The sequence below is a fragment of the Pedobacter ginsengiterrae genome, assembly GCF_039537385.1.
GTDB lineage: Bacteria > Bacteroidota > Bacteroidia > Sphingobacteriales > Sphingobacteriaceae > Pedobacter > Pedobacter ginsengiterrae.
In genome coordinates, this window is sequence record NZ_BAABAK010000016.1 from 44,130 (window position 1) to 56,681 (window position 12,552).

The following is a 12,552-nucleotide window of genomic DNA, read 5'->3' on the forward strand; positions in this document are numbered from 1 at the left end:
CTTCGTGCCTCGCAATGACGACAATTAGAACAGAAAGGTGGGGAAGTTAGGCTTAACGAAAAATCTGGGCAGACAAAGCGATTGCCTCATCCCATTTACCCATATTTAAATTAAGTTTTTCACCCTTAGAGTTCAAATAGCTGATTACATCTTCTGTCGCAATGTTACCAGTTAGATCATCAGCAGCCATTGGGCAACCGCCGAAGCCTTTTAAAGCACAATCTATTCTTTTAACTCCTGAGTTGTAAGCGGCTTCAATTTTTTCGAAACGTTCGGCAGGAGTGGAGTGTAAATGAATGCCAATTTCTGTGTTGCTAAATTTTGAAATCAGTTTTGGTAATATGTTCTTAATTTTTTCTGGTGTTGAGACCCCAACTGTATCAGCCAATGAGAGTATCTTAACTCCTTTTTGCACCAAAACATCTGCCCATTTTTCTACAATCTCATCATTCCAATCATCTCCATAGGGATTTCCAAATCCCATAGATAAATAAACTACAGCGGTTTTGTTGTTTCTTTCACAAAGTGATAACATATCTTCAACCGTATTTAATGATTGATTTATGCTTGAATTTGTATTACGTTGCTGAAAGGTTTCGGATATTGAAAAAGGAAAGCCTAAATAATTAATTTGTTCATGTTTTACAGCATCTTCCGCGCCTCTTAGGTTCGCAACAATTGCTAAAAGTTTGGTAGAAGTGCTACTTAGATCTAAACTGGCTAGAACTTCTGCTGTATCTGCCATTTGTGGTATCGCTTTGGGCGAAACGAAACTTCCAAAATCAAGCGTATCGAAGCCAGCTTGCAATAATAAATTCAAGTATTCAGATTTAAGTTCGGTAGGTACAAAATCATGTAATCCCTGCATGGCATCACGTGGGCACTCTACTAATTTGAATTTATTTTCGCTCATATCATTTCCGGTTAATCGCAAAGTGCGTAAAGTTTATCGCAAAGAAAAGAAGTTTTTAGAAACATTAATCTAGTGTTTAAACTTTAAAAAATAACTAATGTACCTCCTTTACCTCTTCTCTGTAATCAACACTTCTGTCTTTTGCAAAGGTTCTGATAATTAATCGTGTTCCTCTATCGTAACTAAAATAACTCCAAACCCAATTAACAAAAACTATAATTTTATTTCTAAATCCTACTAAAGTCATCAAGTGCACAAACATCCAGGTAAACCAAGCGAAAACGCCCTGAAAACGAACTTTTCCGATATCTACAACTGCTTTATTTCGACCAACAGTTGCCATAGAACCTTTATCGAAATATTTAAATTTTTCTAAGGGTTTATTTTCTTTAATATTGATTAGGTTTTTAGCTAATTGGTGACCTTGTTGAATCGCAGCAGGAGCAACTCCCGGATGCCCGTTAGGTGTTTCATCATCAATTATTGCAGCAACATCACCAATTGCATACACATTCGGATAACCAACCACTAAGTTTTGAGTATCAGTTTTTAATCTTCCTCCACGAACAATCTCAGCTTTCTCAAGCCCTGGGATAACCTGGCCTTTAACGCCAGCACTCCATATTACTGTAGAGCTCAAAATTGGTGGCTTATCTTGTAAAGTAAGTGTATGACCATCGTAGCCCAAAACCCTGGTTTCGTTCATGATCTGAACGCCCATTTCTGTAAGGAAATCTTTTGATTTTTTTTGAGCTTGTAGCGACATTTGTCCTAATAATTCAGGAGAATTTTCAACAAGGTATATATTAACCTTGCTTAAATCCATTTCAGGGTAATCGTTAGGGATAACGTGTCTCTTAAGTTCGGCAATAGCCCCAGAAGTTTCTACACCAGTTGGGCCACCACCAACTACAACGAAATTTAATAATGCACTTTTTTTATTAGGATCTTTTTCGATTAATGATTTCTCGAAATTTTGCAAAATCAAACTTCTTAAATCCAGTGCTTCGGGAATCGATTTCATTGGCATTGAATTGTCCTCAATTTCTTTATTCCCAAAGAAATTACTTGTAGAGCCCGTTGCAATAACTAAATAATCGTAATTGATTTTACCAATATCCGTTTGTAAACAATTTTCTGTTGGATTTACTTCAGTAACTTTTGTAACTCTAAAAACTAAGTTTTTTTGCCCTTTAAATATTTTGCGAAGTGGAAAAGCAATAGAGTCTGCTTCTAAACCTCCAGTTGCCACTTGGTAAAGTAATGGCTGAAAGGTATGATAGTTATGCTTATCTAACATAACCACTTGAAAAGGTTTATTTTTTAATCGTTTAGCTAATTCAATTCCACCAAATCCACCGCCAACTATAACTACTCTTGGGTACTCGCTTTTAGGAAGTTGTAAATCCATCTTATCTGCATTTTATATGTTTAAACTTAACAAAAAGGTAGCCAAATATTAAAAATTCAACCTTATCTAACACATAAAAGCTATCGCGATAAAGATATAACGTAGTTATGACTTAAACTATCGATGTGTTTTAAAAGAGTATCAAGCCAATTGTTTGCGAAATCTAAAACGCTCTGTTTAAGCTTTTATAAAGATTAATAGATAATAAACTTTTAATTAAAAGGATGCTTGTTGAAAGCAATTTGACTCATGGCACTTTTTTCGTAAAGCGCAATACAAGATTTGTTAAAAGAAACATCAAAGTTTACTGCTCCTGGTTGCAAACTTTGTGGAGCATTTGCACTTTCCATAAAGAAGTAAACTTTTGTGTTTCCGTATTTTGTATGTGGCATAAAATTGCCATAGCTTTCCATTTCTTTCCAAATAGAATCTTTAACCGTAACCACATAAATCCGTTGTACAGGACCTGTGTTATTGGCATTTCTATATTTAGTAATTTCTTTGAAACCAGCTTTCATATCTTTTATGCCAGGTTGGTTAAAAGTACCTTTTATTATAAAGCCAACTAATACTAAAATTCCAATTGTAAGTATGTAGGATACAGTTTTCTTATTCATGCCTACAATAAAGGCAATATTTTTTCCATTACCGTCAAGCCTTCGTCAATATGTTTTTGCTCGATACAAAGAGCAGGACGGAAGCGAATTGTTTGCTTGCCACAACCTAAAAACATTACATTGTTTTCAAGTCCTTTGGTTATAAAAGCATTGCGCATTTCAGCGGTTGGAAAATCGAAAGAACAAAGCAATCCACGACCACGAACATTGCTCATTTTATCAAATTTTTGAGCAAAACTTTGTAAGTTTTCTTTAAGATAGCTGCCAATTTTTGTCGCATTATCGCAAAGTTTATCTTCTTCTAAAATTTGAAGTATTTGTGTCGAGCGTACCATATCAACCAAATTACCACCCCAGGTAGAATTTATACGACTTGGAACTTTGAAAACATTTGTTTCAATTTGGTTTACTTTGTCGCCAACTAAAATTCCGCAAACCTGCATTTTTTTTCCAAAGGCAACAATATCTGGACGAGCTTTTTCGCTGAAATGCTGATGACACCAGAATTTACCTGTTAAACCTACGCCAGTCTGTACTTCATCGTAAATTAAAAAGGCATCATTTTCATCGGCAATTTCTCTAAGTTGAATTAGAAATTCTTCTCTTAGATGGTTATCGCCACCTTCAGATTGAATTGGCTCAATAATTATAGCACAAATATCATCTTTAAAGTCGTTAAACGCCTGTTTTACTTGTGCTAGTGATAAGGTTTCGGTGCTTATGGCTTTATCTAAATTCGCTCCAGATAAAGGGAATTTAACTTCGGGAATGCTAACTCTTGGCCAATCGAATTTTGCAAACCACTTCGTTTTATCAGGCAAAGTGTTGGTTAAGCTTAAGGTATAACCAGAACGGCCATGGAATGCCTTTTCAAAGTGTAAAACTTTAAAACCTTTTTCTACTTTGTAACCTTTTTCGAAGTTTTTTTGAACCTTCCAATCCATAGCAACTTTAATCGCATTTTCTACAGCTAATGAGCCACCTGCAATAAAAAAAGCATGAGGAAGATAATCAGGAATTCCAATCTGAGAGAAAGTTTCTACAAATTGAGCATATTGTTGAGTGTAAACATCTGAATTAGATGGATTAGCCATAGCTGCCATTAAAAGATTTTTTTTAAAGGCTTCATCATTAATCATTTTTGGGTGGTTGTAGCCCAATGGAACCGAAGCAAAACAAGTGAAGAAATCGAGCAGAGTTCTGTTGTGTTTTGAGTCATAAATATAAGCACCATTACTTTGCTCCATATCGTAAGTAAGGTCGAAACCATCGGCTAAAATGTGCTTGTTTAAAGATTCGTTAACTTTGTTAGCAGGTACTGTTAATTGGTACATAAATTTGGTTTTGGTATAGTTCAAATTTAATAAAATGTGCCTGCAATCAAAATTTAGGCACTTTTTGTACCTAATGTTAAAAATTGTAATTCCACTATTTTTCTTAATAAAATAGGTTTAAAGAGTTTAAAAGGTGTTTTTATTAGGATTTTTAAAAAAGAGGTAAAAAGCGAATATTGCTTTAAATTGAATAGAGGCAGATTGCTTTATTTTTAATCTATTTGTAGACGAAAGCCAGTATCGGTATGAAAACAATGTTTAGTTTATTTAAAACTATTTTTTATCAATATGAAAGCAAATAGGAAGGAAATTAATTGCTTTTTTAAAGTGTCATTTAATTGTAATAATTAGCTTGTCTATCTATTTTTTGACCCGTTAATTGAATTTCGAGCCGAAGTATTAGGAATCTAACCTCTGTTTTTAATCATTCGAAGAACCTTATTAAGATTAGAATTTATCTTTCATCCCGAAAATGCCAAGTAAACCACCAGTATGAATTGCTAAAATTTTATCGTTCGCATTAACTATGTTTTGCTTCTGCAAATCAATTATCGCATAAAACATTTTTGCGGTATAAACAGGGTCTAAAAGTAATCCTGTTCTGGCTGTAAACGATTTAATGAAATTAAATAATTCTGGTGTTGTTTTGGCGTAACCGCCAAAGTGATAATTAAGGTGTAATACCAAGTTTTCAGAATGTGGGGTATATTTTAAAATTTCCTCGTTTATGAAGGAGCCATTTTTTAATACAGGTATTATATGGAGTTTCGTTTTTAAACCATTTTTCTGAATTCCTTTTAAAAGACCCGCGGCGGTTGTTCCAGTTCCAGCAGCACAAAAAATATGATCGTACGAATCTATAAGTTCATCTACAATTTCAGCACAACCAATTACGGCTTCAGCTGATGCGCCACCTTCATCTACAAAATAGGCATTATCTTCATGATGAAAGTGATTGTTAAATAATTTTTCTTTATCTCTATAGCTTTCTCGGTCAGTAAAAATAAGAGTCATCCCGAATAGCTTACAAAGTAGAAGAATTTCGTTTTTAACTTCATCGCCACGAACAAACGCAGTTGATTTTAAACCCAAACGAGCCGAAGCTGCTGCCGTTGCGACTAAGTGATTAGAATAAGCACCACCAAAAGTTATGATGTGAGATTTGTTGTGAGATTTGGCTTTTTCTAAAATGTATTTCAGCTTACGCCATTTGTTTCCAGATATATAAGGATCAATTAAATCATCTCGCTTAACAAATAAATTATTGAAAGGAGTAATTTCTAATTTCTGTACAGGGGTGTATATATTTTCAAACACATGTAAAATTAAAAAACACCTGCAATTTGCAAGTGTTTTTTAAGCTCTTTTTGTTAAATTACTATTTAAAGTATATCTTCCTTACCAAATAGGGGAAGAAGTTTAAAACAATTTTAACATTTTGTGTAAAGTTTTTCATAGTGTAAAATGATTAGGTATTGTGAGTGCGCAAATAACGTTCCAATGTTGCCATTGGTTGTATTGTTTTTGAAAAGTTAACATAAAATTAATTTCGCCTAAAGCGGATTTTCTGAATTTTCAAGCCAAAAATCAATGGATGATGAAAATATTTAGATTAAGACGACAGAAAACTTCGGGTTTTGAAATTACTTAGATCTTATTAAGTGCGATTTCTAGTAATTTTGAGTGAGTTTTATTCATTTGAGAGATTATTTGTTAATAATTAGTTAGACAAATATAAAATAGTTTTTTATAAATCGGAAATTGCTGAAAATCAATATTACAACATCAGTTTCTGAAAAGTAAAGAAAATGAATTTTTGAATAGTCAAAGCATGTTCTGTAGATTATGGTTCCCACGGCTTTGTAATGGATGTTTTTAATGAGCATATTATTCCCCGATTCAGTATTCTTAATATCGCCAACACTTTTGTTTGTAGGCATAATTAATCGCCAATAAGCTTAAATTATGAATTTTTGTATCACTAACTGCTTATTAATGTGAGGTACATATCGAAAAGGCAAGTTGTTTTTGCTAAACTAAAATCAATCTAAAATTCTTGCACATAAAAGATTATTTTTGCAGCATGGAAAATGCGGTCGAATTACAGGAAACTGAAGAGCAGGAGTTATACGAACATTTAAAAATTGTTGTCGATAAAGGTCAATCATTACTACGAATTGATAAGTTTTTAATGGTTCGTGTAGAAAATGCTTCTCGCAACCGAATTCAAAATGCTATTGATGCTGGCAATGTTTTAGTAAATCAGAAACAAATAAAAGCTAGTTACAAGGTTAAGCCTTTAGATGAAATTTCGATTGTTTTACCTCATCCTCCACGCGATACCGAAGTTTATCCTGAAGATTTACCTTTAGATATTATTTACGAAGACAACGATTTGCTTGTGGTAAATAAAGCCGCTGGTATGGTGGTTCATCCTGGATTTAATAACTATACAGGTACCCTGGTAAACGCTTTAGCATTTCACTTTGAGCAATTGCCACAGTTACCTGGCAACGATGGCCGACCAGGTTTGGTTCATAGAATTGATAAAGATACCTCGGGTTTATTACTGATTAGTAAAAACGAAAAATCGATAACCCATTTAGCCAGACAATTCTTTGATCACAGTATTACCCGAAAATATATTGCTTTAGCCTGGGGTGATATTGAGAATGATGGCACGGTTACTGGTTATATCGGTCGAAGTGTAAAAGATCGCCGTGTGATGGATATTTATGATGAGGAAGAAAAAGGTAAATGGTCGGTAACTCATTATAAAGTTTTAAAGCGCCTTGGTTATGTAACTTTAATTAGTTGTGAGCTTGAAACAGGTCGAACGCACCAAATTAGAGCGCATATGCAACATATTGGGCATCCATTATTTAATGATGCAATGTATGGCGGCGATAAGATTTTAAAAGGAACAACGTTTAATAAATACAAGCAATTTGTAGATAACTGTTTCGATTTGTTACCTCGTCAGGCTTTACACGCACAAAGTTTAGGTTTTATACATCCAACAACAAAAGAATATATGCATTTTGAATCCCCATTGCCGCCCGATTTTAAAGCTGCACTTACTAAGTGGGAAAATTATATTGCAGCATCGTAAAATATGTCTCAACAATACCTCTTATTTAATGATGAATTTCACGCCGTTGATACGCCAGTTTTAACGGCATCCAACCGTAGCTTTAAATTTGGTGATGGTCTTTTCGAAAGTATGAGGTTTATGAACGGTAAGCTCCAATTTGCCAATTTACATGCCGATCGACTGGCTGCTGGTATGAAAGCATTAAAAATGGATGGTTTTGCTTTAATGGACGACTACTTTTTACGCCAAAAAGCTGCAGAATTAGCCAAACGCAATAAGTGGAATGGGAATGCTCGTTTACGTCTTTCTATTTACAGAGAAGGATCAGGCGTTTACACACCAGAGGTTAATAAGGTTGGTTACGTTTTAGAAGGTATTTCTTTAAAAAGCAATCAATACGAATTAAATGCAAAAGGTTTAATTATCGACGTTTTTGATGAAATGACGAAGTCGGTTAATAAAATTTCGAATTTCAAAACATCAAATGCTTTGCTTTATGTAATGGCTGGGATTTTCAAAAGCCAAAATCGATTAGATGAAGCCATGATTTTAAATCAGAACGGTTTCTTGTGCGAAAGCATTAGCGCAAACGTTTTTGTGGTATATAATAACCAAATATATACACCTGCACTAACCGAAGGTTGCGTAAGCGGGGTTATGCGTACCGCTATTATGCAGCTTGCTAAAATGAACGATATGGAGTTAATTGAAGCGCAAATCAATCCTGAAATATTAAAAGAAGCTGAAGAAGTTTTTATTACAAATGCTACTCAGGGCATACAGTGGGTTATGGGCTACGGCAGAAAGCGTTACTTTAATGAGGTTTCTAAATTTCTTATCGAAAAATTAAACAATTTGTAGTTTTTAAATGCAGGTTAAATTTTATAAAACTGCTGATGAAAGATTAAAACCTTACTTAGAAGGATATTATTTTCTTAAGAAAGAAAGCTTAGTAGATGTAGAGTATTTAACATTTCCGAACAATTTTATAAGTGTATCCGTCTATCATAAAGTGGGTGTGAACTTTCAGGATAACAATGCAGTTATTTCACAAAATGATAATTTGGATTTCACTTCTATTTTAGTCGCCAGTTATAAAAGCCCAATAAAAGTAAATTATGTTGGTAAAATCAACGAAGTTACATTTTGCTTTAAACCCTTGGGTTTAAACTCATTTTTGCCAAATCTTTCAGTTTTTTTTAATTCTTCAAAATCTTTTCTTCCTTTTGATGATTACCGAGAAACCATGACTGCAATACTGAATGAGTCAAGTGATGAGGTAAAGATCATTATGTTAGAAAATTATTGGCTTTCAAAACTTAACGATTTTAATCATTTGTTATTAGATAATTTGGTTAGTGAAATGCTCAAAGTTGATGAACAGATTACCATTACAGAACTAGCGCTTAAATACGATACAAGCAGGCAAAATATACATAAATTATTTAGTCGTTACGTTGGTAAAAATCCAGCTGATTTTAGGAAAATTCATAGATTCAGGGAAGCGTTAAGTAAAAGAATTGATTTATTAAAAGAAGACAAAAATCTAACAGTGTTGGGTTACGAGGCACTTTTTTACGATCAATCTCACATGGTTAAAGCTTTTAAATCATTAACTGGATTTACGCCCAAGCAGTTTTTCGAAGGTATTGAATTAAAAAATGGAGCGGGAAACTGGTTTTTTACCAAGTAGTTTACATTTTTACAATTTCAACAAAATTACTTCACTTAGTTTTACATCGCAATTGAATAATTGTGGTTTAAAATTCTAATAATGAAAATCTTTTTATCAATTCTGATCCTCTTTTTAAATCTAAATTTAAAAGCACAGCTGAAACCCACTACTAACGATATTGCTTTAGTAAAAGAAATTTCGGTTAAAAAATTTATCGGAAAAACTTATAAACTAAGTGCTGAAGCGAGAACGAAAGCTATTGATGGCAAGGGTTTAGCTGCTTTTATGGCATTACAGGTTGGTGATGAACTGAATGTTTTGGAACCGACACGTAAGAAATCGGTCAAAATTGTTAATAACGAGGATTGGAAAAAGATTGAATTTTCTGGGGAAATCGATGCAGATGCAAGTAAATTATGGTTATATCTGCTAACTTATGGTGATGGTGACTTCTATTTCGATAACATTCGGTTTCAAATAAAAAGCGAAAGCGAAGCCTGGATTGATGTAAAACTTGAAAATGCTGACTTCGAAAAATCAACAACAAAATCTCCACTTAAGGGTTTACAGAATTCTGAATCGGTAGCCAAGAAGGTTGAGGTGAAGGCAGGCATATCTAAAGAACCTAATGCCAAATACAACCAGATTTTACAAATTCATTCGGAAAATGCTCAACCCGATAATAAGATTGTTTATGGTTGGAATAAAAAAGCTGGGAAATTCATGCTCGTTAATGGTATTAGACTTTATTATGAGGTTTATGGAACAGGAGAACCGCTTATACTCCTTCATGGAAATGGTGGTTCAATCAATAGTTTTTCAAAACAAATACCAGAGTTTTCAAAAAAATATAAGGTTATAGCAATCGATACCCGAGGGCAAGGTAATAGCAAGGATTCGGTAAGCTTAAGTTTTTCTTATGCTCAGTTTGCCGAAGATTTAAAGGTTTTACTGGATAGTTTGAATCTCAAAAAAGTGTCGGTTTTGGGTTGGAGTGATGGTGGAAATACAGCATTAATTATGGCAAGCAAGTACCCCGAATATGTTAGCCAGTTAATTACAATGGGAGCAAATCTTAATCCTACGGCTGATGCCGTGAGTAAAAAAACATTGTCTATGGTGCAGAAAGATCTAAAAAAAATGAAGACTGAAAACAAAAAAGAACTGCTAGTAATCATTCGTTTATTAGAAATGCTTTTGAAAGAACCGAATATCAATCCCGAAAGCTTAAAATCGATTACCGCTAAAACATTGATTTTGGCAGGAGAGCATGATGATATTTTGGAAAACCATACCCGCCTAATCTCCGAAAGTATTATAAATTCTAAACTGATGATTTTTAAAGGGCAAACGCATTTTATTGCAGAAGAAAACCCAAGTATTTTTAATAAAACTGTTCTGGATTTTTTAGCACAATAATTGGTTCATCTAAATTAGATCATGCGAATTATAACCGCATTCCTCTTAAAAAATCTTCAATTAACATGCGTTTTTTTCCTTCGTACTGAATATCTAGAAGTTTAATAAAACCATCTTTGGTTGCAAACTTTAGATAAGTTTTACCATCACTTAAAAAGCCTCCAGCAGCAATGCCTGGTTCCTTATTTTCTAGTTCTGCTTTGAAAATTTTAAGCGTTTTATCATTAAGTAAAGTAAAAGCCGTTGGATATGGGCTCAAGCCTCGAATTAAGTTATAAATTAATTGCGATGGGTTGTTCCAATTTATTTTACAATCATCTTTAAATATTTTTGGAGCATGTTTTAAAACATCGCTTTGCGGTTGTGGTTGCTCTGTGAAATTACCTTCGGCAATAGCTGTAACCGTTTTAACCAATAAATTGGCTCCGATAACCATTAATTTATCGTGTAATTCACCTGCAGTTTCATCATCAGCAATTGGGGTTTTAACGCTCAAAATAATATCACCAGTATCAATAGTATGAGTTAAAAAGAAAGTTGTTACGCCACTTTCTTTTTCACCATTTATAATTGCATGATTAATAGGTGCAGCACCACGGTATTGCGGTAATAAAGAGCCGTGTAAATTTATGGTTCCTTTTGAAGGCATGTTCCAAACCACTTCTGGCAACATTCTAAAAGCAACTACAACTTGTAAGTCAGCTTCGTACGATTTTAATTCTTCTAAAAATTCAGGGTTTTTAAGTTTTTCGGGCTGTAGAACAGGAATGCCTTTTTCTACTGCATATCTTTTTACAGCACTTTCATTAATTTTCTGTCCGCGGCCAGCAGGTTTATCTGGAGCTGTAATTACTGCAACTACATTAAAACTTGCCTGCACTAAAGCATCTAAAGAAGCAACTGCGAAATCGGGCGTACCCATAAAAACTATTTTCATAAGAAAGTGTTGTATTTCTAAATAAAGCTTACAGTGGCTTTAAGTTTTGCAAAATAACTAAAAATAAAATCATCATTATAAATAAAAATGGTACAAGGCGAAGATGTTGTTAAAGCGAGTGGGTTGGTTTTTGTAACAGATTCCATGCCTGGTATTTATAGAAAAGGCAAGCCTGGTAAGTTTCATTACGAAGATAAAAACGGTCAAAAAATTACCGAAGAAAAACACCTCAATAGGATCAAAGCACTTGTTATTCCGCCTGCCTGGCAAAATGTTTGGATTGCGAATAAACCTAATGCTTACCTGCAAGTTACAGGCTTGGATGCCGCTGGCAGAAAGCAATATAAATATCATACGAAGTGGACAAATCGTCGATCAGAAGATAAATACTTCAGACTGTATGCTTTCGGGAAAACATTGCCAGAAGCCAGAAAAAGAATTGTTAAAGATTTAAAACGCAAAGAACTCGATGAGCGGAAGGTGCTGGCTATCTCTGTTGATGTACTTCAAAAAACATTAATCAGGATTGGAAACGAAAATTACAAGCATTTATACGGTTCTTTTGGTTTAACTACACTTAGAGATAAACACGTGAAGATTAATGGAAGTAAAATCCATCTGGATTTTGTAGGTAAAAAAGGTGTAAAGCAAAGCGTAGAGCTAACAGACAGGTCGTTAGCAAAGCTAGTTAAGAAATGCCGCGATATTCCAGGTCAGGAATTATTTCAATTTTATTCAAACGGTAAAGAACATAGAGGTATAGATTCGGGAAAAATAAACGACTACATAAGAGAAATAACTGGTAATGATTTTACGGCTAAAGATTTTAGAACCTGGGGCGGAACATTAGAAGCCTTGCGTCAGTTTTCTAAGTGTAGTGCCGATGGAAATATCGAACTCAATACAAAAAAAACTATTGTGTCGGTGTTAGATTGTGTAGCCAAAAAGCTGGGTAACACACGTGCAGTTTGTAAAAGCTCATACGTTTATCCCCTGTTAATTACCGCCTATGAAAACAATGATTTAGAAAAGTATATAAAGAAAATAAACAAAAATAAAGCAGGCGGAAAGTTAGACTTAGATCACGATGAAAAAATTTTATTATCGTTTCTAAAATCAACTGGAAGCAAGTAAAAACCGATTATATTTGTT

At 33.9% G+C, this 12,552-nt stretch carries 11 protein-coding genes; 5 read left to right on the forward strand and 6 right to left on the reverse strand.

Going from position 1 to position 12,552, the window contains the following annotated elements:
- Positions 1-52 precede the first annotated feature (52 nt).
- The 5 genes from ABD692_RS15965 to ABD692_RS15985 form a co-directional block, all read right to left on the reverse strand.
- Positions 53-913, reverse strand: a complete 861-nt coding sequence (locus ABD692_RS15965; RefSeq protein ID WP_344768556.1) for a hydroxymethylglutaryl-CoA lyase — start codon at positions 911-913, stop codon at positions 53-55.
- Between the two features lie 94 nt (positions 914-1,007).
- Positions 1,008-2,324 carry an NAD(P)/FAD-dependent oxidoreductase gene (locus tag ABD692_RS15970; RefSeq protein WP_344768558.1) on the reverse strand — a complete coding sequence of 439 codons (1,317 nt, stop codon included), beginning with the start codon at positions 2,322-2,324 and terminating at the stop codon, positions 1,008-1,010.
- Positions 2,325-2,536: 212 nt separating this feature from the next.
- Positions 2,537-2,941, reverse strand: a complete 405-nt coding sequence (locus ABD692_RS15975) for a hypothetical protein (protein WP_344768560.1) — start codon at positions 2,939-2,941, stop codon at positions 2,537-2,539.
- 2 nt (positions 2,942-2,943) lie between these two features.
- A complete protein-coding gene (lat, locus tag ABD692_RS15980) occupies positions 2,944-4,275 on the reverse strand; it encodes an L-lysine 6-transaminase (RefSeq protein ID WP_344768562.1) in 1,332 nt (443 codons plus the stop codon).
- Between the two features lie 447 nt (positions 4,276-4,722).
- Positions 4,723-5,592, reverse strand: a complete 870-nt coding sequence (locus tag ABD692_RS15985) for a 1-aminocyclopropane-1-carboxylate deaminase/D-cysteine desulfhydrase (protein WP_344768564.1) — start codon at positions 5,590-5,592, stop codon at positions 4,723-4,725.
- A 766-nt stretch (positions 5,593-6,358) separates the two neighbouring features.
- Between ABD692_RS15985 and ABD692_RS15990 the strand changes: the two genes are divergently transcribed.
- The 4 genes from ABD692_RS15990 to ABD692_RS16005 all read left to right on the forward strand — a co-directional run bounded on the left by ABD692_RS15990 (position 6,359) and on the right by ABD692_RS16005 (position 10,463).
- Entirely contained in the window at positions 6,359-7,387 is a 1,029-nt protein-coding gene (locus ABD692_RS15990) for an RluA family pseudouridine synthase (RefSeq protein WP_316757287.1), read from the forward strand.
- A 3-nt stretch (positions 7,388-7,390) separates the two neighbouring features.
- Complete coding sequence (locus ABD692_RS15995; RefSeq protein WP_344768567.1) at positions 7,391-8,230, forward strand: aminotransferase class IV; 840 nt, start codon at positions 7,391-7,393, stop codon at positions 8,228-8,230.
- A gap of 7 nt (positions 8,231-8,237) precedes the next feature.
- A complete protein-coding gene (locus tag ABD692_RS16000; RefSeq protein WP_344768569.1) occupies positions 8,238-9,062 on the forward strand; it encodes a helix-turn-helix domain-containing protein in 825 nt (274 codons plus the stop codon).
- A gap of 81 nt (positions 9,063-9,143) precedes the next feature.
- On the forward strand, positions 9,144-10,463 hold the full coding sequence (locus tag ABD692_RS16005; protein WP_344768571.1) for an alpha/beta fold hydrolase: 1,320 nt from the start codon (positions 9,144-9,146) through the stop codon (positions 10,461-10,463).
- Between the two features lie 28 nt (positions 10,464-10,491).
- Here ABD692_RS16005 and fmt read toward each other — a convergent pair whose 3' ends face one another.
- Positions 10,492-11,400 carry a methionyl-tRNA formyltransferase gene (fmt, locus tag ABD692_RS16010; RefSeq protein WP_344768573.1) on the reverse strand — a complete coding sequence of 303 codons (909 nt, stop codon included), beginning with the start codon at positions 11,398-11,400 and terminating at the stop codon, positions 10,492-10,494.
- Positions 11,401-11,487: 87 nt separating this feature from the next.
- Here fmt and ABD692_RS16015 point away from each other — a divergent pair, with 87 nt between their 5' ends.
- On the forward strand, positions 11,488-12,534 hold the full coding sequence (locus tag ABD692_RS16015; protein ID WP_316757295.1) for a DNA topoisomerase IB: 1,047 nt from the start codon (positions 11,488-11,490) through the stop codon (positions 12,532-12,534).
- Positions 12,535-12,552 lie beyond the last annotated feature (18 nt).